The organism is Maritalea sp. S77, from assembly GCF_049801075.1.
Classification (GTDB): Bacteria; Pseudomonadota; Alphaproteobacteria; order Rhizobiales; family Devosiaceae; genus Maritalea.
On record NZ_JBNAGG010000003.1, the window covers coordinates 213,447 to 234,046 of the forward strand.

At 53.4% G+C, this 20,600-nt stretch carries 16 protein-coding genes; 4 read left to right on the forward strand and 12 right to left on the reverse strand.

Annotated features, from left to right (window positions below; all coding sequences use genetic code 11):
• Positions 1 to 83: 83 nt before the first annotated feature.
• The 5 genes from murJ to ACP15Y_RS11835 all read right to left on the reverse strand — a co-directional run bounded on the left by murJ (position 84) and on the right by ACP15Y_RS11835 (position 10,225).
• On the reverse strand, positions 84 to 1,649 hold the full coding sequence (murJ, locus tag ACP15Y_RS11815) for a murein biosynthesis integral membrane protein MurJ (protein WP_424983291.1): 1,566 nt from the start codon (positions 1,647 to 1,649) through the stop codon (positions 84 to 86).
• The gene (locus ACP15Y_RS11820; protein WP_424983292.1) at positions 1,649 to 4,480 is read right to left on the reverse strand and encodes a [protein-PII] uridylyltransferase; all 2,832 of its coding nucleotides are present in this window, start codon (positions 4,478 to 4,480) and stop codon (positions 1,649 to 1,651) included. Before ACP15Y_RS11820 ends, murJ begins: the two co-directional genes overlap by 1 nt.
• Positions 4,473 to 7,280 (reverse strand): DNA mismatch repair protein MutS, encoded by a 2,808-nt coding sequence (gene mutS, locus ACP15Y_RS11825; RefSeq protein ID WP_424983293.1) that lies wholly within the window; start codon positions 7,278 to 7,280, stop codon positions 4,473 to 4,475. The genes ACP15Y_RS11820 and mutS overlap by 8 nt, the downstream gene beginning before the upstream one ends.
• An 88-nt stretch (positions 7,281 to 7,368) precedes the next feature.
• Positions 7,369 to 8,331, reverse strand: a complete 963-nt coding sequence (locus ACP15Y_RS11830; RefSeq protein ID WP_424983294.1) for a GNAT family N-acetyltransferase — start codon at positions 8,329 to 8,331, stop codon at positions 7,369 to 7,371.
• Positions 8,332 to 8,809: 478 nt separating this feature from the next.
• On the reverse strand, positions 8,810 to 10,225 hold the full coding sequence (locus ACP15Y_RS11835; RefSeq protein ID WP_424983295.1) for a helix-turn-helix domain-containing protein: 1,416 nt from the start codon (positions 10,223 to 10,225) through the stop codon (positions 8,810 to 8,812).
• A gap of 162 nt (positions 10,226 to 10,387) precedes the next feature.
• On the opposite strand from ACP15Y_RS11835, the gene ACP15Y_RS11840 reads away from it, so the two are divergent.
• Together ACP15Y_RS11840 and aceA are read left to right on the forward strand one after the other, a co-directional pair.
• Complete coding sequence (locus ACP15Y_RS11840; RefSeq protein ID WP_133573532.1) at positions 10,388 to 10,642, forward strand: hypothetical protein; 255 nt, start codon at positions 10,388 to 10,390, stop codon at positions 10,640 to 10,642.
• Between the two features lie 129 nt (positions 10,643 to 10,771).
• Entirely contained in the window at positions 10,772 to 12,061 is a 1,290-nt protein-coding gene (aceA, locus tag ACP15Y_RS11845; protein WP_424983296.1) for an isocitrate lyase, read from the forward strand.
• A gap of 96 nt (positions 12,062 to 12,157) precedes the next feature.
• On the opposite strand, the gene ACP15Y_RS11850 is transcribed toward aceA, so the two are convergent.
• Positions 12,158 to 14,236: a S9 family peptidase gene (locus ACP15Y_RS11850; RefSeq protein ID WP_424983297.1), complete on the reverse strand. Its 2,079-nt coding sequence runs from the start codon at positions 14,234 to 14,236 to the stop codon at positions 12,158 to 12,160.
• Positions 14,237 to 14,372: 136 nt separating this feature from the next.
• Positions 14,373 to 14,786 (reverse strand): GNAT family N-acetyltransferase, encoded by a 414-nt coding sequence (locus tag ACP15Y_RS11855; RefSeq protein ID WP_424983298.1) that lies wholly within the window; start codon positions 14,784 to 14,786, stop codon positions 14,373 to 14,375.
• A 113-nt stretch (positions 14,787 to 14,899) separates the two neighbouring features.
• Here ACP15Y_RS11855 and ACP15Y_RS11860 point away from each other — a divergent pair, with 113 nt between their 5' ends.
• A complete protein-coding gene (locus ACP15Y_RS11860; RefSeq protein ID WP_424983299.1) occupies positions 14,900 to 15,409 on the forward strand; it encodes a hypothetical protein in 510 nt (169 codons plus the stop codon).
• 6 nt (positions 15,410 to 15,415) lie between these two features.
• On the opposite strand, the gene ACP15Y_RS11865 is transcribed toward ACP15Y_RS11860, so the two are convergent.
• The 3 genes from ACP15Y_RS11865 to ACP15Y_RS11875 form a co-directional block, all read right to left on the reverse strand.
• A complete protein-coding gene (locus ACP15Y_RS11865; RefSeq protein WP_424983300.1) occupies positions 15,416 to 15,958 on the reverse strand; it encodes a DinB family protein in 543 nt (180 codons plus the stop codon).
• Positions 15,959 to 15,961: 3 nt separating this feature from the next.
• Positions 15,962 to 17,482 (reverse strand): YifB family Mg chelatase-like AAA ATPase, encoded by a 1,521-nt coding sequence (locus tag ACP15Y_RS11870; protein ID WP_424983301.1) that lies wholly within the window; start codon positions 17,480 to 17,482, stop codon positions 15,962 to 15,964.
• Positions 17,483 to 17,550: 68 nt separating this feature from the next.
• On the reverse strand, positions 17,551 to 17,748 hold the full coding sequence (locus ACP15Y_RS11875) for a hypothetical protein (protein ID WP_424983302.1): 198 nt from the start codon (positions 17,746 to 17,748) through the stop codon (positions 17,551 to 17,553).
• A gap of 449 nt (positions 17,749 to 18,197) precedes the next feature.
• On the opposite strand from ACP15Y_RS11875, the gene ACP15Y_RS11880 reads away from it, so the two are divergent.
• Positions 18,198 to 19,106: a LysR family transcriptional regulator gene (locus ACP15Y_RS11880; RefSeq protein WP_424983303.1), complete on the forward strand. Its 909-nt coding sequence runs from the start codon at positions 18,198 to 18,200 to the stop codon at positions 19,104 to 19,106.
• On the opposite strand, the gene ACP15Y_RS11885 is transcribed toward ACP15Y_RS11880, so the two are convergent.
• A complete protein-coding gene (locus ACP15Y_RS11885; protein ID WP_424983304.1) occupies positions 19,103 to 19,684 on the reverse strand; it encodes a hypothetical protein in 582 nt (193 codons plus the stop codon). The genes ACP15Y_RS11880 and ACP15Y_RS11885 overlap by 4 nt on opposite strands.
• Positions 19,685 to 19,883: 199 nt before the next feature.
• Positions 19,884 to 20,594, reverse strand: a complete 711-nt coding sequence (locus tag ACP15Y_RS11890) for an alpha/beta hydrolase (RefSeq protein WP_424983305.1) — start codon at positions 20,592 to 20,594, stop codon at positions 19,884 to 19,886.
• Positions 20,595 to 20,600: the final 6 nt, after the last annotated feature.

Here is a 20,600-nt window from a genome sequence, read left to right on the forward strand (position 1 = left end):
CTACAATGAATTAACGGGGTTACTTATAGCGGAATAAAACAAAAGGTGAAGTGGCCCTTTGTCGGAAATCGCATTAGGGCAAATTAGCCGTTGGTCGGCTCTGTGGCTAAGCGACGCCATCGGCGCAGATCATAGACGCCAAACAGTTGAACCAAGCCGAAATAGACGATTGCGCCCACACCGATAAGGCCGAGAAGCGCGGCAAAGCGCACAAAAAGAAGTTGGTCGCCTGCGAAGAAAGGGTTCAGCATCCACTGTCCGCCCGCCAACACCCAGCCCATTATGGCTGCCCCAAGGCTCAGATAGATTAAGCCGTTGCGGGTTTGGGTGGTGAGTTGGAATTGCTTTTTCCGCATCAATCCCCCCGCCAACAGTGCCACATTGGTCCACCCCGCAATGGTGGTGGCGGCGGCAATGCCGACATGTTTGAAGAAGGGGAACAAGGCAAGCGAAAAGCCAATATTGACGGCGACTGTGACCACCGCAAACATGGCTGGACTGGCGGTGTTTTCCCGCGCAAAAAAGGCAGGCTGCAATATTTTGGCCAACACGAAGCTAGGCAAACCCAACGCAAAAACGGATAGGGCCATAGCACTTTGTTCAGCAGCAAAGGCCGAGAAGGCGCCATATTCGAACAAAGTTTTGATGATCGGCTCGGCGATCACAAACAAGGCTATCGCCGCAGGCACAGTCAACATCATAGCGAACAGCATGGATTGGTCTTGCACCCGCGCCGCGCCTGCAAAATCTTCGGATTTTAAGCGCCGCGACAGTTCCGGCAGCAGCACCACGCCGATGGCGATGCCGATGATGCCCAGCGGCAATTGATAAAGCCGATCGGCATAATAAAGGTAGGACACAGCACTGGCTTCATTTGAAGCGATGTTGGTGCCCACGACAATATTGATTTGGGTGACGCCGCCCGTGAAAATGGCAGGCACGGCAAGGGTCCAAAAACGGCGCAAATCTTTATCCAATTTCGGCAGCGAGAGGGGTGGCAAAAAGCCGGTACGCACCAGCGCGAAGATCACCATCACCACTTGCGCCACGCCGCCCACCAGCACGCCGATGGACAACCAGAACCCTGACTGGGCGATTTCAGGTCGTGTAAAAGCGAGCACCGCCAAAAAGCCAACCAGCACGACATTCAGCAATACTGGGGCTAAAGCCGCCGCCAGAAATCTACGCAGCGAGTTTAAAATCCCCGCATAGGCGGCCATTAAGGACATGCAAGCGAGATAAGGGAAGCAGATGCGGGCAAAGAGAACCGTGAGCTCGAACTTGTCCGGGGTTTCCTGAAAACCCGGCGCCAAAATCATCACCAATTGCGGCATAAATATTTCCGCCAGTACCGTTAGCACGAGCAGAAGCGCAATCAGCGACGAAATGATGTTTTGGGCGAATTTTACCGCCGCCTCATTGCCTTGGGTTTCCAGCGCTTTGGCGAAGAGCGGAATAAAGGCGGTGTTGAATGCGCCTTCTGCTAGAATGCGGCGGAACATGTTGGGCAAGCGGAAGGCAGCCACAAAGGCATCGGCCACCGGCCCCGCCCCCAAAATTGCCGCCATCATAATGTCGCGCACAAAGCCCAGCACACGCGACAACAGGGTCGCACCGCCCACTGAAGCAAAATTGCGGACCAGGCTCATCAGGCCAGACCTTTGAGGGACGCGCCTTCGCGCAACTTTTTATGCCGTTTGGCGCGCAAGGCTTTCTTCTCGCGCTCAAATCCCGCAAACACTTCCAACAGGCTTTCTTTGATCTTTTTCTGCCGCGCCTTATCGGTGATTTGCATCCCCGTCAGGTCAGTGACGTAGAAAACGTCAATCGCCTTCTCACCATAGGTGCCGATATGGGCCGACTGAATGGTCAGGCTCAAATCAGCCAGTTCACGCGTCAAATCGTGCAGAAGGCCCGTTCGGTCCAAGCCCGAAATTTCAATCACGGTGAATTTGTTGGACAGCGAGTTGGAGATGTAAATATCTGTCGGCACAGTGAACGGCTTTAGCCGCTTGTTCAGCTTGGAATCTCGGCCCAAATCCTTGGGTAGATATTTCTCGCCAGACAACAATTTTTGCACGGTTTCGATGATTTTCAGGGCGCGGATACGTTCATCTTCATCAGCGGTGAAAGTGCGCTTCAGCCGCAGCGTATCGAGCGCGTGCCCGTCCCGCATCATTGAGATTTGCGCACCCATAATGTCCGCATTGGCCAAGGTGCAAGCCCCAGCAATCAGTGACAAAAGTCGCGGATGGTCAGGCGTATAGATCGACAATTCGGTGATGGCTTCAAAGGCCTTCACGCTGACGCAACCGGCAAAGCTTTGGCCAAGCTGGTTGGCCTTGCGGATCATCTTGGCATGTTCCATTTGCAGCTGAAATTCAGAGCGCACCCAATAGGTGGAGTAGTGACTTTCAATATAGTCTTCGCGCTGATTTTTCGGCCAATCGCGCAGGGCTTGGCTCAAGCGTTCTTTTGCCGCCTCGATCCGTTCAGATTGGCTGATTTGCGAATGGCCGCCCGAGAGCAATGGCTCGGTGGCATAATAAAGTGCCCGCAAAAGCGAGCCTTTCCAGCCTGTCCATACACCGGGACCAACGGCGCGAATATCGCAAGCCGTGAGCACCAACAGCAATGAAAGTCGAGCGGGACTTTGCACAATGTCGGCAAAATTTGTAGCGGTTTGCGGGTCCTGTACGTCGCGAGATTGTGAGATTTCACTCATCACCAAGTGATTTTGAATGAGCCACGCGACCGTGTCGGTTTCCGCCGGCGTCAGGCCAAATCGGGGGCACAATTTGCGCGCGACTTTTGCCCCGGCGGTTGAATGATCTTCTGGCCGCCCTTTGGCAATATCGTGCAGGAACAGCGCCACGAACAATAATTTGAGGTCCGCAAGATGCGGCATCAATTCGTGGGTCAGCGGCAGCTCATCTTTCAACCCGCCTTCCACAATTTCAGCCAGCACACCCACGGCGCGAATCAAATGCTCGTCCACCGTATAATGGTGATACATATTGAACTGCATCAGCGCGACGATGCGGCCAAATTCAGGGATGAATTTGCCTAAAATATCCGCCTCATTCATGCGGCGCAAAATGCGCTCCACCGATTGTGGATGGGTTAGAATTTTGAGGAAATATTCGTTGGCTTTTTGATTTTGCCGCAGATGTTTGTCGATCAATTGCCGGGAACGGGTGAGCTCTTTGAGCGCATCTGGATGGAACAGCAGCCCTTCGCGCCCCGCCACCCAAAATACTTTGATCAAATTAACCGGATCTTTTTCAAAAACCTGATCATCCACAATATTGATCCGGCCACGATCGACAACAAAATCTTTTTCGCCTTTGATCTTGCGTCGCCCAGAAAGGCTTTTGCGCACACGGCCCAGCACGTCCACATCTTTGGCGTGATTGAACTCCAGCGATGTGCAGAAAATACGGGTCAAATCGCCCACATCTTTCGCCACCGAGAAATAGCGCTTCATCAGGCGCTCAACAGGGCGCAAACCCGCGCGGCCGCTCACATGCAGGCGCTGGGCCAAATCCTGTTGCAGCTCAAATGAAAGTTTTTCTTCGGAACGCCCGGTCAGGAAATGCAAATGGCAGCGAATGGCCCACAAAAAATCTTCTGAGCGTTGGAAGCGCCGGAATTCTGCGCGGGAGAAAACGCCTTTTTTCACTAGCTCAGCACTGGTGCGCACGCGATAAAAATATTTCGCAATCCAGAACAAGGTGTTCAAATCACGCAGGCCGCCTTTACCGTCTTTAATGTTCGGCTCCACCACAAAGCGGGTGTTGCCGATTTTTTCGTGCCGATCATCGCGCTCTGCCATTTTGGCGGCGATGAATTCTGCGCCACTATTGGCCACAATCTCGTCGGCAAAGCGCTGTTGCAGCTCGTCATAGAGCGCCAGATCACCAATGATTTGGCGGCTTTCCAGCGTGGCCGTGCGCACGGTCATATCGGCCTTTGCCATGCGGATACATTCATCAATGGAGCGCACAGCATGGCCGACCTTCTGGCCCAAATCCCACAGCAAATAGAGCACATATTCGGTGACACTCTCGCCCCACGGGGTTTGCTTGTAAGGCAGGATAAACAGCAAATCGATGTCTGAACCGGGGGCCAATGTGCCCCTGCCATAGCCGCCAACCGCCGCAATGGTCAGCGTTTCCGCATCGGATCTGTTGGTGACGGGAAACACATAGCCGGAGGCGAACTTAAACGCCATTTTGATGATTTCATCTTGGGCCGCACACAAATTCTTGGCGCAGCGCTTGCCCTTGCCATTCTCCAGCAAATCTTGCTCGGATTGGCTGCGCGCATCGGCCAATGCTTCTTTGGCGGTGGACAGCACAATTTTGCGGGCATCATTGCTGGCGGGAGACAGCTCGCCCAGCTGATCGAGAATATGTCCGATCAAATCGTCTGCTTTTTGCAGTTTAAATGCTTTTGGCATCCGATTGGTTTCAGGCATTTTCCCTCGAAAGTTTCTTCAGTTCGTAAATCAAATCAATCGCTTGGCGCGGCGTCATTTCATCAGGATTTATGCTTTTCATTTTTTGTGCAAGCAAATCTTGATGTTTTTCGACCTTTGGCTGCGGACGTGCGGCAAAAAGTGGCAATTGGCTCATGCCTTCTTCCATGCTGCCTGCTTCGCGCTTTTCCAAAATATCCAAAACTTCTTGCGCCCGGGTTACCACATGGTCCGGCAGCCCCGCTAATTTTGCCACCTGAATACCATATGATCTGTCGGCAGTGCCTTTGGCCACTTCGTGCAAAAACACCACGTCGCCTTCCCATTCGCGCACCTTCATGGTGTGGTTGCTCACCCGATCCAACCGCTCTGAGAGGGCGGTGAGTTCGTGATAATGGGTGGCGAAAAGGGCGCGGCATTTGGTGTTTTCGTGCAAAGCTTCAACGGCGGCCCAAGCAATAGATAAGCCATCAAATGTGGCCGTTCCGCGACCAATTTCATCAAGTACCACCAGTGAACGGGCTGTTGCGCGGTTTAGAATGGCGGCGGTTTCCACCATTTCAACCATAAAGGTTGAACGGCCATGGGCGATATCATCTGCCGCCCCGACACGCGAGAAGATACGGTCCACAACGCCGATATGGGCAGAACGCGCAGGCACATATATGCCCATTTGCGCCATGATGGCGATCAATGCATTTTGCCGCAAATAGGTGGACTTACCGCCCATATTCGGCCCTGTGATCAGCCAAAGGGCGCCCACTTCGCCCGCTGCTTCTGGCCCGGACAAGTCACAATCATTGGCCACAAAATTAGTGGTGCCTTCTTTTTGCAACATCATTTCCACCACGGGGTGGCGGCCGGATTCAATTTCAAAGGCGGTGCTGTTGTCTATTTTGGGGCGGCTATAATTGCGCTCAAGGCCCAACAGCGCCATTGCTGTCGCAAAATCTAGTTCTGCCAACGCATCGGCAAGCTGTTGCAGCGCTTTGGTCTCGTTCAAAATTTCCGCGCGCAATTGGGTAAAAATGCCCTGTTCAATCGCCACCGCCGCCTCGCTGGCACGGGTGATTTTGCCTTGCAATTCAGACAATTCACTGGTGGTGAACCGCACCACATTGGCCAGGGTTTGGCGGTGAATAAAGGTTTGATTGAGCGGCTCCCCCATCATCTTGTCGCCATGGGAGGCAGGCACTTCAACGAAATAACCCAGCACATTATTGTGCTTCACCTTGATGGATTTGATGCTGGAAACATCCGCATAATTGGCTTGCAGCGCCGCAATAATCTGGCGGCTTTCCGTTGCCAGCGTGCGATATTCGTCCAGCTCCGGATTATAACCTTTGGCTACAAATCCCCCATCGCGGGGCAGCAATGGCAATTCCTCCTTCAAAGCACGGGCCAAATGGTCGGCCAGAGTTTGTGGTGAAGCCTCCAGTGCCGCGATAATTTTTTGCACGCCTGTGCTTGGATTTCGGATTTGGCTGAGCGGGGCCAAAAGATGGCCAGCAGCAATCACGCTTGCGCCGATGGCAGCCATATCGCGCGGGCCTCCCCGATCCAGTGAAAGGCGCGTTAGGGCGCGCACCAAATCAGGCGCAGCTTTTAAGCGGCCTCGAATATCGGTGATCAGCAAGCTATCGCGCGCAAAATCATCGAGCATGTCCAATCGGTCATTGATGGCTTGCGGATCGGCCAAAGGCGCTGCAATGCGCGACGACAATAGGCGGGAACCGCCAGCGGTGACGCAATTGTCGAGGCAATGGCGCAATGCCCCTTTGGTTTCGCCGCGGTTGGTGCGCAGCAATTCCAGCGAGGTGCGGGTGGCCGCGTCAATCATCATTGCATTGGCCCCGCCCACGCGCGGCTGGCGCAGCGGCACCTGTGCCCCGCGTTGCGTCTCGTCAATATAGCCGATCAATGCGCCGATGGCCGACCGTACCAACCGGGAAAAGGCAGATGGGTCCAACTGATCCGCCGCGAAATATTTGCTGATCCGGTCGCCCGCCAAATCAGAATCGAACAGGTCCGCCCGCTCTTCAGCCAACTGAATATCAGCGGCGGCGGGTACGCCGCCTGCTTCGATCAGGGCATCGCGGGTAGCTGCGGTCAGCACCAGTTCGCGCGGTTCAATGCGCGCCAATTCATCGCTGATCATTGGCGCCGCAATTTCGGCATAGAACAGATCGCCCGTAGAAATATCCGCATAGGCAATCGCAAAATCTTTTTCGCCATGGCGCAGCATCGACAAGGTGGCGACATAATTGTTGCTGCCGGTGGGCAGCAAATCATCTTCGGTGATGGTGCCGGGAGTGACCAGCCGCACCACATCGCGCTTCACGACAGATTTTGAACCGCGCTTTTTCGCTTCCGCCGGGTCTTCCATTTGCTCGCAAACGGCAACGCGATAGCCTTGGGCGATCAGCTTTTTCAAATAGTCCTGCGCCGCATGCACCGGCACGCCGCACATGGGGATATCTTCATCCAAATGTTTGCCGCGTTTGGTGAGGGCAATCCCAAGTGCTTTAGACGCAATTTCGGCATCTTCGAAAAACAACTCGTAAAAATCGCCCATGCGATAGAACAGTAAGCAGCCGGGATTAACCGCTTTGATCTCCAAAAATTGCGCCATCATCGGCGTCGGCTGGCTGGGGCTAGCGTTTTTTTTCGGCTTCTTCTCTGGATTTTTTGCGCCATATTCCTCTTGCTCAATATCATGAGCAAGCGACGGCACGCCCTTTTCGGCGGCCCCATCTTGATTGGCGTCTTGAGGTGCGTCTTTAGTGACGTCTTGGGTCATGGGCAAATAATCACAATTTTGAGGCGAATAAGCTCAAAACACTAGGACATGAAGGATCGACTTGCCAACCGCCTTCGCGGTCATATTCTCAGTTTTTCCGGTCTAATCCTGTCAGGGTGCGGAAATGCTGTTTATAGCGCTCCGGCATTTGGTCCAACAGGGTGATAATCATCACATCTGTAGTGCCAAATTGCTTGTCGACAAAAATGCCATCGCCAATATAAGCGCCGATGCGCAAATAGCCTTTGATCAACGGCGGCAGCTTTTTCATGATGGCGCGCTCATTAATGGCATCGGCTGGCAAATATTCGACAGCGCCCGCCACGTCTGGCTGCGGCGCAACCCGCCACTCATCCGGCGCTTGGCAATGATGATGCAAAAAGCTCAACGGTTCTTTGTGCTCATTTGGGTCCGTGCCCTCAAAGCTGGCCACACCAAAATAAACATCAATATTGTGCAACACCGCATAGGCCCAGAGCCCCACCCACAGTGCTTCCATTGTTCGCTTATCTCGATATTCGGGCAACACGCAGGAGCGGCCAACTTCACAAAAGCCTTGCTGCCAATGTGTGGCCAGCATGGGCTTTAGATCAAATTCGGCAGCCGAATAAAAACCGTTTGCCGCTAGTGCCACATCGGACCGCAATGCACGATAGGTGCCCACGATTTTGGGCCGACCTGTCATGCCTTGCGCACTATCATGGTCCAACACGATAATATGGTCACACAATGGGTCATACTCATCTGCATCGCGCTTGGTACGGCGGGTGCGGGCGTCTGGCTTGGCCGACATTTCCTCGTAAAACACTTTATAGCGCAGTTCCTGCGCCTTGCGGATTTCACTGGCGCTCATGGCCACCCGCACTTCCAACGGCCCGATCCGCGCGAGCGTCATGGGCATAGCGAATGTTGATTTCTGATCGAGATCGCTTAAGGGCAGGCTTGGTCGCGTGCCAATGCCGGGCATCCCAGAAAATAAGCTGTGATACCATTTTGGATTTGGTCGGTGCTGCGGGGCGGTCTCTTTGCCCTTTAGATCGAACATAAACATTTTGATGCGTTACCCCTGCAAACCCGTACTTTCACGCGCACGGTTGAAGCCCTTTTTTCCACTATAAGCGGTTTAAAATAAAGGTGCAAAAACTTTGCGACCCAATGGTGAATAGTAGGGGCTTTCTTGTTGGCTTTTAGTTTGCTGTCAACGGGTGACGGGCGCCTGTCATCTTCGGCTTTTTTGTCGCCGTTTCGCCTTGCGGTGCTTCCTAGGCACTATGTTCTCTTTATTGCCGCCACAGGGCGCTGCGCGCCCGTCCCCGGCACCCCCGCCAACTAGTGCCAAGCGCTAAATTTGTTTGCTGGCCGATCCACACCCACGCGCGTCATTACCGGACTTGATCCGGTAATCCATGTTGCGGCGGTGTTAGGCACAGCAACACTCATGCAATGCAAATGCGCTAATGCTGCTTGGACCCCGGATCAAATCCGGGGTGACGGGTGGGGAAGTGCGACGAAAGGACAAGCGGAAACCACTACCCCATCTTCGCATAGAGATTTTCCAGCTTTTGCGAACTGTCCATATGGAAGCGATGGTCGGCAGGTGGGTGGGCGCGTTGGCCGCATTCAAGGCGGGGACAAATCCGGCAACCGACGCCGATGGGCACCAATTGGCTTTGATCTTTCAAATCAATCCCGTCCGCATAAATCATTTCCTTGGCATGGGAAATGTGGCACCCCAAGCCAATAGAAAGGTGCCGCCGTGGGGCGTTGTGGCGATAGCCACCCTTGGCGATGCTTTTAGCGATGCAAAAATAGCTTTCCCCATCGGGCATTTGCGAGATTTGGATATTGACCTTCTCCGGCTGCAAAAAGGCGGAATAGATATTCCAGCGAGGGCAAGCGCCGGAGTGGCGCGGAATATGGATGCCGGAAAGCGAGAAGCGCTTGGAGATGTTTCCCGCAATATCCGTGCGCACCAAATGCATCGGAATGCCTTGTGCGCCTGGGCGTTGCAGTGTCGTCATGCGGTGGCAGACCTGCTCAAAGCTGGCGCCAAAGCGCCGGGAAATCCGTTCGACATCATATCGGAATTCGCGGCAGGCGCGCAAAAAGGGCTCGTAAGGCATCACCAGCGCCGCACTGAAATAAGAGGCCAAAACGTTGCGCGCCAAAAGCGGCGCATCGCCTTCTTCGGGCAGAGTGGATTGGTCAATAATTCGGTTGATCTCATGCTCTGCGGACAGTAGCGCCAAGCGGTGCGCCACAGTAAAAAGAGCGGTTTCGGGTGCCAGAACGTCGGAAATGAACAAGCGTGAGACATTCTCGTCAAATCGTTGCGCCACACCGTGGGGTAGTGACGCCAACTTGCAGTCAATGCCAAACACATTGGCGAGATAGGCTTTCATGCCATATTCAAAATTATCTGCGGCCTGATCGATATCGTGGCGCACCCGCTCGGCAGCTGTTTCCAGCGCCGGGAAATGATTGGCATTTTCCTGAATGAAGTCTGAGATCGCTTCAGTGGCCATATGATAGCCGGTGGGGGCGGGTTGGTCGCTTGGTTGCGCCGTGCCATTGCCGCCGCGTGTTTCCTGATATTTATCAAACAGCCGCAAGATGGCGCGGGAAGCATTGGGGTTGGAAAAGGCCAAATCGCGAATTTCATGATTGGTGAGGTCACTATCGGCGAAAATGTCGTCGCCAAATAGCTCCATCAAATCGCCAACCAATTGCCCTTCGTCGCTTTCCACCAGCTCGCCCGGCTCAATGCCAAAATGTCCCGCGAGCTTAAAAAGCAGCGGCACTGTAATGTTGCGGCGATTGTGTTCTAGGAGGTTCAAATAGCTTGCAGAAATGCCCAGCGCATTGGCCAGATCTGCTTGGCTCACATGCTTTTGCCGCCGTAAGCGCCTGATTTTACCGCCAATTTGTGGTCCGGCTTTATCCATTTCCCCCTCCCGAACTTTACAGAAATTTACAGATATTTCTGCGTCGCTTTACAAGGATTTACAGCTTAACACCTTGATATTACGAATTATCTTGCATTTCGACCTCATTTGTCAAATCTTTACATGGTCACTTCGGGATTGGCCCGAAAATGGAGAATTACAATGACACACACAATCGAAATGCCCCACACGCAAACGCAAGATCAGTACATCACAATCATTGCGCGCACTGTGGCTGACGCCATGCGTCAGTTTAAGGCGCGCGGCCTCGATGCAGAGGGTTATGCGATTGTGGGTCCTGTCGATAAACATCGGTTTGCATTGGCGGATGGCGATAATCCCAGCACCGATATGTTTGAAGGCGCGCAAATGATCGCCGCCACCTTCCGCCGCTCCAGCCCCCGGCAAGGACAATAAGTCTCATCAAGGCTAAAGCACCAAATTTACTGACTATTCTACCCTCCAAAAGATGCCGTAGCTCATGCGGCGTCCACCGCCGGGGTCTCCCCGGCGGCTGGGAGGGGTATATCTAAAGGGAGAAGAGATATGCTCGACCGCAACCAACAAAATCAGTTCAAAGCCCCCGAATGGGCGCCAGATCGCTGGAAAAACATCAAACGTAATTATACGCCAGAAGATGTGGCTAAATTGGCCGGATCGCTGCCGATCCAACATTCATTGGCGGAAAATGGCGCCAAGAAATTGTGGCAGCTTTTGCATACGGAAGATTATGTGCCGACCCTTGGCACCTTCACGGGCAACCAAGCGGTGCAGCAGATCAAAGCGGGGCTGAAAGCCATTTATTTGTCTGGCTGGCAGGTTGCGGCGGATGCCAACAATTCGGGCAATATGTATCCCGACCAATCGCTTTACCCAGCGGACAGCGTGCCCGCCATCGTCAAGCGCATCAATAAAGGGCTGCAACGCGCTGATCAGATCCAGACCATGGAGAAATTGTCGGGCGAAAGCACCACCGATTATGATTTCTTTGCGCCGATCATCGCTGATGCGGAGGCCGGGTTTGGCGGTCAGTTGAACGCCTTTGAATTGATGAAAGCCATGATCGAGGCGGGTGCTGCTGCAGTGCACTTTGAAGATCAATTGGCGTCTGAAAAGAAATGCGGTCATTTGGGTGGCAAGGTTCTGGTGCCAACAAAAACCTTTGTGCGCACATTGAATGCGGCGCGCTTGGCGTCCGACGTTATGGGCGTACCCACATTGATTATGGCGCGGACAGATGCGGAAGCGGCACGGTTGATCACCTCAGACGTTGATGAATATGACGCCCCATTCGTAACGGGCGAGCGCACTGAAGAGGGCTTTTATCGCCTGAAAGGTGGCTTTGATGCCGCGATTGCCCGTGGCTTGGCTTATGCGCCATATGCGGATTTGATCTGGTGTGAAACTTCAACGCCAAATCTGGATGATGCACGTCGCTTCGCCGAGACGATCAAGCGTGAATATCCAGAACAAATGCTGGCTTATAACTGCTCACCATCGTTCAACTGGGCAAAGCATATGGGCGAAGATGAGATGGCAAAGTTCCAGGCAGAATTGGGCGCAATGGGCTATAAATATCAGTTCATCACCTTGGCTGGCTTCCACAATCTCAGCTACACCACATTCGATCTGGCGAGCCGCTATAAGGATCGTGGCATGGCTGCTTATTCAGAATTGCAGCAGGCCGAGTTCGGTGCGGAAAGCCGCGGCTTTTCAGCCACACGGCACCAGCGAGAAGTGGGCACCAGCTATTTCGACGCCGTTTCCATGGCGGTTAGCCAAGGCTCCAGCTCAACCACAGCCATGGCCGAATCCACGGAAACAGCACAGTTCTAAGCATCTACCCTTTGGCAACAGGTCGTCGTCCCCACAGTTGGCGGCCAAAAGTCAAAACTCAACCGGCGGGTCTTCCCGCCGGTTTTTTTGTTCAAATCAATCTGCCTTTTGGCCCGGTGCTAAGGCTTTACTGGCTTCGGCCAAGCCTTTAACCCCATCAATGCCTGCAAGAATTTCGGCTGAGGATCCCTTAAAGGCATCGCCAATCGGCTCCGCGCGTCCACCCAGACATTCGGCTAGGAAGCCTTCCATGGCGGCAAAGAAGCTGAGGCGGTTTTCCGGACGTTGGAAACCGTGACCCTCATCGGTGTAACTCAAATAGGTTACCGGCAAATTCTTTTCCTTCATCGCGTCAGCGATCTGATCTGCTTCGATTTTGGTGACGCGTGGGTCGTTCGCCCCTTGGCCGATCAAAAGCGGCACTTTGATGTTATCCACATGGGTCAAAGGCGACTGGGCCACAATGCGTTCCCGATCTTCTGGCTTGGCCGGGTCGCCAATATGACGATAGAAAGTGCCTTCCAAAACAGGTCGCCAATAGGGTGGGAAACTCTCCATCAGGGTCACCAGATTGGACGGGCCAACAATATCAACACCGCAGGCAAATTTGTCTGGCGTGAAGGTGACGCCAACCAACGTGGCATAGCCACCATAAGAGCCACCACCAATGGCCACTTTGTCAGGGTCGGCAATGCCTTGTTCAATTGCCCAATCCACAGCATCGATCAAATCATCATGCATTTTGCCAGACCATTCGCCGATGGCTTTATTGACGTGGTTTTTACCAAAGCCGGTGGAGCCGCGATAATTGACGCTCAGCACCGCATAGCCCCGGTTGGCCATCCATTGGTGAGTGGCGTTATAGCCATAGCCATCGCGTGCCCACGGCCCGCCATGCACCCACAATAGGGTTGGCACAGGCTTGTCTGGGATGCCGTCGCCATCTTCGTCGCTGCCCGGTGGCAACGTGTAATAGCTCACCAACTCCAACCCATCGCGGGCCTTAATGGCAACCGGATGCATAGGTTGTAACGGTGCGTCGGCGAGGGCCGGGCGGCTGGAGAACAGTTCGGTCAATGTTTTGCTGTCGCGATCATAAAGCTGGAACGTGCCCGGTGCTTCCGCCGCATCATCAACCACCACCCATTTGCGATTGTCGCGCGTGGCGCTGGTGATGCTGATCTGGCCCTTGAACTGTGATTTTAAATAGGCAAGGTCATCTTCGACTGACGGATCTAATGCTGTCCATTCTGTCTTCAAATGATTGACCGCATAAGCCAGCGGCTCAAGGGTCACCGGATCAGCCGCGATGTTTGAAATATCTGCGAGATCGCTGCTGGCGATCTCTGTTACCTTGCCGGTTTCAATTTCAACCTTGGTGTAGGCAGCTTTGTCGCGCCCGCGGCTATCGAGCATATAAACGCTCTTATTGTCTTTGGTGAACCCGATCAGGCTGGTATTGAAAAAATCATCATTTTCAATGGATTGAAACAGTTCGCCTTTTTCGCCTTTGGCGTTCACATGATAAATATTGGCACCGCCGCCGGGAATGGTTTCCACAGCAAAACGCGGCGTGAGGCTATTGTCAATTTCCCAGCCACCATAGCCCGGATTTTCGGCCAAAAGACTCATTTCGCCTGTGCGATAATCCAGCTCATAAAGATCAAAAAACTGCGGATCACGCTCATTGATGCCGATAATGGCGCGGCCCGGATAATCCTTATTCATTTGCAACATTTGTGCCCGCGCTCCATCTTTGATGGGCGTTAGGTCACGGGTTTCTGCGGTTTCAATATTGGTGGCGTAAAGATGGAAATTCTCATCGCCGCCCTTATCTTGCTGGGTCAGAATATAGGCGCTATCCGGGGTCCAGAAATGGGCATTGACGCCGCGCAACTTATCTTTGGTGATCACGCGGGCTTCGTCTGGCGCATCTGCGGGCGCCACCCACACATTCATCACCCCATCTTTTGGTGCAAGCCAGCTTAGCCATTTCCCATCGGGGCTGATGCGGCCTTGGGATTGGGTGGGATTGCCCAAAAGCGCTTCGCGCGGAATAAGATCATATTGGGTGGAAGATGCATATGCGGGTGCCATAGTGCCTCCGGCCATTGAAAGTAAAATTGAACAGGCGGCCGTGGCGGCCAGCCCATTTGAATTGATTGAATATGACATATAAGTGCTCCTTGGCAGAATGCCAAAGAGATGAGGCGGATTTGCCGCCGAACAAGCACAAATATGTGAGATCAGCGGGCAAATCTGCCCTTGAAATTAGAGCGCGCAAAGCCCACGCGTGATCAGATCGAAATAATCATTTAATCCACTGCGCCATGCCCAAAGATTCCGGCGCGGTGAATCCGAACCCATATTTTTGATATAGGTGATGCGCATCGCCATCGGCAAACAGGCTCACCCAACAAGAGGCGGGCAGCTGGCTTTGAATGAATTGATCAATTTCGCCCATGATCATCTTGCCCAAGCCTTTGCCTTGATGTTCAGGCTTCACTGCAATGTCGGTGACTTGCGCAAAGCAGCCGCCATCCCCAATAATCCGCCCCATCCCGATCAGATTGCCCTGTTCATCGCGCAAGGACACGCCAAACAGAGAGTTTTTTAAGGCGATGGTGGCGGCGTCCAATGATTTGGGCGAGAGCCCCGCGAAAGCACGCAAATCGCAATATTCTTGCGGGGTGGGCGTCTTGTGTTCAATCTGGATGTTGGTCATGCTAGCTTCATCTATATTTGGTTGGGTCACAATTGGTGTGAAGAGTGGATTTTAAAGTGATTTTTATAGAGCAGTTTTGTCGAGTTGTTATTTTTGTCGGATTCGCGTTGGGCATGTCCAGTGCCCATATTTTGTCCGCTTCGGCACAAGCGCCAAAAGGCATCAATGAAGCCTTTTTGATCGAAAATTCGGCGCGTGTCAGCAAAGTAAAATCCTATTATGCGGGCAACACGGTGATGAGTTATAACAAGCCCTACGGCACGCAGGTCGAGTATTTCTTCCCGAACGGCAAAACCTTTCTCTGGTATCCCGGCAATCGCGATGTTGTGCGCGGCGAGTGGAAAGTGAACAAGGGTAAGGATGGCTTTCCGCAAACCTGTTTCCGATACCAGGCCAACAGCGTCAATCCATATACCAAGGTGCCGGGTGGCAAATGGCAGTGTGCCCAATCTATCTATATTATGTTTACAGACAAGCAGCGGATTAAAGGCGACGCACTTGGCCTCAGCAAAGGCTTGCCGTTTAAGCTGTCCAAGCGCAAAACCAGCTTTAAGCGACTGGCCAAAAAGGCAAAGCTTGATGCGAGGGGACTGCGTTATTTGCCAACGGCGCAAGACAAATAATCCGGCTTAAACCAAGTCTGCTTCTGTCCAACCGATCGCTGCGAGTTCTTCGGTGCGATAGGGTTTGTCTATGGCGAACAAAAACTCATCCAATTGTGGCGGCTTAACTGGGCTGCCCGCCAGCATCGCATGGGCTTGCCCGCGATGGTGAATTTGGTGTTGGAACAGGTGCAACAGCACATTTTCCGCTGGCTCGGTGGTGTTGTGCAATTGCACGATTGCTTCCAACTTTGCGGCATCTAGATTTTGGCAAATTGTGACCAACCGCTCATCTACTTCGCTTTGCGCGTCACGCAGCGCCACTGGATCATCAAACGGTGTTTCATCCTTCCACGCATCAACGCCCAGATTGCCGCCTTCAAGCGCGTCCACATAATACCAGTCGACCACCAAAATATGGTTCAAAGTTTGCCACAAAGACGGGAAGAACGACGTGCGCTCTTTTTTGAATTCTGTCCCATCCATTTCTGAAATAGCCGTCAACAACCGATAATTGGCCAGCCGATTATTTTGCGCCAGCTTTACAAAGGGGCGTGCCAAAATATCCATAATCTATCCCAAACTGAAATTCAGCCGATAGCCCAGCGCTTCGGCCACATGATGTCGCTCTACATTCGCCTGATTTTCCAAATCTGCCAAGGTGCGCGCCACTTTTAACACCCGATGATAAGCCCGGGCAGAGAGGTTAAATTTCTCCGCCGCGTCGACCAATAGTTTTTTGGAACTATCCTTTAACTCCACGACCTTTTCGATCACATCGGCGCTGGCTTTGGCGTTGGTATAAACATCTTTGGTGCCCAATTGGGCAAAGCGATCCTCTTGCAACTGGCGCGCCCCTGCGACGCGTTGGGCGACGGTGGCACTTGGCTCCGCCTTTCCATTATCAATCATGTCGAGGGCTGACACAGCGGGGACATCCACGCGAATATCGATGCGGTCTAGAAATGGACCAGAAAGCCGCGCCTGATAATCTGCGGCACAGCGCGCGCCCCGACGGCATGTATGCCCCGGCGTACCTGCCATACCGCACTTGCAAGGATTCATCGCCGCGATCAGTTGAAATTGGGAAGGATAGGTCACGCGGCTATTGGCGCGCGCAATCACCGTTTCTCCGCTTTCCAAAGGCTGGCGCAGCCCGTCCAACACTTGTGGCGAAAATTCCGGCAATTCATCGAGAAACAGCACACCATTATGGGCAAGGGAGACCTCGCCGGGCCTCACTTTCAAACCACCGCCCACTAGCGCCGCCATGGAGGCTGAATGATGCGGCGCACGGAAAGGGCGTCGATCAGACAATTGCCCCCCGGCCAATTGTCCCGCCACCGATTGCACCATGGATACATCAAGAAGTTCCCGCGGATTTAACGGCGGCAAAATTGAGGGCAGACGCGCGGCCAGCATAGATTTTCCCGCACCGGGTGGCCCCACCATTAGAAAATTATGCCCACCAGCGGCGGCCACTTCCAACGCCCGTTTGGCCCCCTCCTGCCCCTTAATGTCCGCGAGGTCAGGCAGATCAGCCCCCTGCGCTTGGCGCTTGGGTTGCGGCCTGGCACACATCTGCGCGCCTTTGAGATGATTGATCAACGCCAACAGGCTTTCGGGCGCAACAATATCAAGTTCGGCGCTGGCCCAAGCTGCTTCTGGCCCTGCCGCTTTCGGACAGATAAGGCCCAAATCTAGCGTTTGGGCGGCGATGGCGGTGGGCAGCACGCCGGCAACGGGGGAAATGCGACCATCGAGCGCCAGCTCGCCCAGCACCAAATATCCATTTGCCATGTCGGGGGAAATCGCGCCGATCGCGGCCATCAGGCCAAGAGCGATGGGCAGATCGTAATGGCTGCCTTCTTTGGGGAGATCGGCGGGAGCAAGATTGACCACAATTCGCTTTGGGGGCAGCGACAGGCCAGACGCGTTGAGGGCGGCGCGCACCCGCTCTTTGCTTTCCGCGACGGCTTTATCCGCCAAGCCAACTATGTTGAAAGCAGGCAAGCCATTAGCGACCTGCACTTGAACGTCGATGGGCACAGTATTGATGCCCTGAAACGCCACCGTTTGTATGCGCGTGACCATAAATTTCCAAATTGCTCTAAGTATTCTTACGAAACCTAGCAGGGGAAATGGTCACGCGCAAGAACGTTTCAGGAACGCCGACCCATAGCGGTTGAGAACATTCCGCCCATCAGGCCAATGTCGCGCTGCATGCGCGGCGATAGTGGATTGTCTTCATGATATGGCTTTTTCTCGGCCATGCCGGCTTCGATAGCATTTTTGGTTGCTGGTGTGTTTTTGTGCCAACGGGCAAAAAAACCTTGGTTGTGTGCTGTGCGATCAGTCATTTTCTGCTCCTTTGTTGCAGTGTTGGGTTAATCATGAAGCTGATCTGCGGTTTTGACCAACAAAAGCTATGACCTCTAACATAAGGTGAGCTTATGTATTTGCGGGCAAGCGGGCAGATCAGCTGAATTGTGTCCATCCATTTTGCCTCGGCTTAGCACCGCCGCCTGATATATTCGAACGGCTCAATGCCGAGATCGCGTCGCAAATGGGGCGACAAATGATATTGGCTATATTTAGATTTTTTGGGGCTTGGCTTTTTCGAGCCCACATTTACCCCAATACGCAAGAAACGAATTATTTTGCGCAAAAGGGGGTGGTTACCGGGTGTTGACGCAACTTGGCAGGTCATATTTCGACTCCTTAAAGAAAAATGTTGCGCCAACTATGAATTATGGTCATGCTGATGACCAACAAAAGCTATGGCTTCTAGCATAAGGAGATTTTATCTATGGCGCTGGACCCATTGCCCCCGCTGACGGCATTGCGGGCGTTTGATGCCGCGGCACGGCACAATAGTTTCACCAAAGCTGCCGAAGAGCTGAATATGAGCCAGGCAGCCGTGAGCTATCAAATCCGCCAATTGGAAGATCGGTTTGGCGAGCCACTTTTTATTCGCAGTGCCCGTCAGGTGCATCTGAGTGAGGCAGGCGCGCGGCTTGCGCCTTCGGTCACGGAGGCATTTGACATTATTCGGCGCGGCTTTGCTGAAGCCAAAGGCCAACGAGATGATTTGCTGACCATCACCATGGTGCAAACCTTCGCCAGCGCATGGTTGGCGCGATATATTGGCGGCTTTCACATCAATAATGGCGATGTGGCGGTGAAGGTCGATATTTCAAGCGATGTGATTTTGGACTTTCACAGCACAGGCATGGATATTGCCATTCGCTCTGGCCATGGGGATTGGCCCGGCCTTGCCTCAAAGAAGCTCTTTCATTTTGATTATACAGTGATGGCAGCGCCATGTTTTTTGGAAGAAAATGTGCTTGAGAAGCCCGAGGATGTTATGGGCCTTTCCATGGCCAGCCCACACGACCCTTGGTGGCGCATTTGGCTGGAAAAACAAGGCATAGATGCCAAAGGGTTGGAAAGAGCGCGTGGCCCGGTACTGGACGTGCAATATATTAACGGCATCGCCGCCATGTCCGGCCATGCCTTGGCGTTGCTCACCCCCGCACTATTTTACACAGAGCTGACAAATGGCAGCCTGGTACAGCCATTTGACTATGTGCATCGCGAGGAAAAGGCTCTTTGGCTGTGTTATCCCAAAGGGCGCGAAAACTGGTCAAAGATCAAACGGTTTGAAGAATGGCTTTTCACAAAGCTTGATGAAACCATGCCCAATCGGCGGGTTTAGAACTTAAACCGCACCCCGACCATGCCAGCATTTGCGCCATCAATTGCCGCAAGCCCTGTGGTGCCCCACGCGCCAGAGCGGTGCTGCGCCCGCCAGAACACTTCAAGCTCTGGATTGTCGACATGCGAGAAGCTAATTTCTGGGCCCACATAAAATAGTAGCTTTGCAGACTTGTCCTGCGCTTCTTCTCGCTCTTTGGCGATGCCAAATGTGTCGGTCACCGCGCTAAGACCAAGGGTGAGTGATGGGGATACGCGCACCGTATCGCCGAGCACCCAGCCATTATAGCGGCCCACGCCGCCAGCCCAGATTTCGGCTGTTGCAGGACCATCACCAAAGCGACCAGCAACACCCGTCTCAAGGCCCCAATTCCAGCCTTCAGGATCAGTTATGAAGAATTTTTGGTAGCCAACAGCAAGGCCATAGAAATCTTCAGGAATGGGGTTGGGGGTAAAGGTGTGCCCAAAATAGCCCTTGTGATAACGACCACCGAAGATAAAAACCGATTCATCAAAATCATAGCTAGACATCACTTGAGGAGGTTCAGCCATAGCGGATGATGAAGCATCGTTCGGCATAGATTGTGCGCCCGCGCCCTGAAGGGCGGGAACGCACAGCGATAACGCTAGCAAAACTGATTTGGAGGTCGATTTTAACAAGACAGCACCCAATTACTTCGTTGTTTGCGGCCTTGCCAAAACTCATTTGCAAAGCGCGCCTTTGTTAAGGCTTCATATCAGAAACGGATGAGTATGGATATGGTTCCATCGTGTCGTTTTAATTACACTTTCTCGAAAAAATGCGTTGGATGCTCGCATATAGCGTGCGCAATTCTTCGGCCCGCTGTTGAGGACTTTCGTCCTTAATATGTGGTGGCATTTGGTCCATAAAACTAAAATGGTGCGCGCCGTTCACCATCTGGACGGTGAAATCAAGCTGGGGTGGGCACAGTGCAGCGAACAGCTGGAGGGCCTTGGGTGGGATGATGTTGTCCTGTGTGCCCCCAATCACGGAAAGAGGCGTGGTGAGCGTGTCCAGCGCGTTGGGGCCACGGAAGAAATCAATGGCCGGGGCAAGCAGGGCGAGATGCGCAATGTCGCGCGGCAATTTGTGCGCGATCAGTTCGCGCTTAATTGTGTAAGCGGTTGCCCCTGCCAAAACCAGCAACATGGATGCACCAATGGAGTGGCCGATACCAAAGAGCGGTGCATGTTTCGAGGCAAGCTGCTCCACAGCGGTCGAAAGCCGATCTAATCGATCCAGCAATTCTGCACGCGTGGGCACAGGATCTGGCAGCATGTCGAAATGGGGGGCAATCACGTTAAATCCTGCCGCATGAAACCCCTGCAACAGATTTTGATGCCGGTCTGGGCTACCGCCCCGCCCGGCCGCAAACAATAATGTTGGTGCGCCAGCATCTCCAGCAAAGTGCCCCACCTCAAAAGGCCCATTGGCCCCGGTTAACGTGCAAATTTCGGCGCTACTCACGAAGGT

What these genes read in the sequence shown, in the direction of transcription:
- ACP15Y_RS11840 (WP_133573532.1), top strand. Translation starts at nt 10,388, where the DNA reads ATGACACACACAATCGAAATGCCCCACACGCAAACGCAAGATCAGTAC.
- ACP15Y_RS11830 (WP_424983294.1), bottom strand. Translation starts at nt 8,331, where the DNA reads ATGTTTATGTTCGATCTAAAGGGCAAAGAGACCGCCCCGCAGCACCGA.
- ACP15Y_RS11870 (WP_424983301.1), bottom strand. Translation starts at nt 17,482, where the DNA reads ATGGTCACGCGCATACAAACGGTGGCGTTTCAGGGCATCAATACTGTG.
- ACP15Y_RS11850 (WP_424983297.1), bottom strand. Translation starts at nt 14,236, where the DNA reads ATGTCATATTCAATCAATTCAAATGGGCTGGCCGCCACGGCCGCCTGT.
- aceA (WP_424983296.1), top strand. Translation starts at nt 10,772, where the DNA reads ATGCTCGACCGCAACCAACAAAATCAGTTCAAAGCCCCCGAATGGGCG.
- ACP15Y_RS11865 (WP_424983300.1), bottom strand. Translation starts at nt 15,958, where the DNA reads ATGGATATTTTGGCACGCCCCTTTGTAAAGCTGGCGCAAAATAATCGG.
- mutS (WP_424983293.1), bottom strand. Translation starts at nt 7,280, where the DNA reads ATGACCCAAGACGTCACTAAAGACGCACCTCAAGACGCCAATCAAGAT.
- ACP15Y_RS11885 (WP_424983304.1), bottom strand. Translation starts at nt 19,684, where the DNA reads ATGCCGAACGATGCTTCATCATCCGCTATGGCTGAACCTCCTCAAGTG.
- ACP15Y_RS11875 (WP_424983302.1), bottom strand. Translation starts at nt 17,748, where the DNA reads ATGACTGATCGCACAGCACACAACCAAGGTTTTTTTGCCCGTTGGCAC.
- murJ (WP_424983291.1), bottom strand. Translation starts at nt 1,649, where the DNA reads ATGAGCCTGGTCCGCAATTTTGCTTCAGTGGGCGGTGCGACCCTGTTG.
- ACP15Y_RS11880 (WP_424983303.1), top strand. Translation starts at nt 18,198, where the DNA reads ATGGCGCTGGACCCATTGCCCCCGCTGACGGCATTGCGGGCGTTTGAT.
- ACP15Y_RS11820 (WP_424983292.1), bottom strand. Translation starts at nt 4,480, where the DNA reads ATGCCTGAAACCAATCGGATGCCAAAAGCATTTAAACTGCAAAAAGCA.
- ACP15Y_RS11835 (WP_424983295.1), bottom strand. Translation starts at nt 10,225, where the DNA reads ATGGATAAAGCCGGACCACAAATTGGCGGTAAAATCAGGCGCTTACGG.
- ACP15Y_RS11860 (WP_424983299.1), top strand. Translation starts at nt 14,900, where the DNA reads ATGTCCAGTGCCCATATTTTGTCCGCTTCGGCACAAGCGCCAAAAGGC.
- ACP15Y_RS11855 (WP_424983298.1), bottom strand. Translation starts at nt 14,786, where the DNA reads ATGACCAACATCCAGATTGAACACAAGACGCCCACCCCGCAAGAATAT.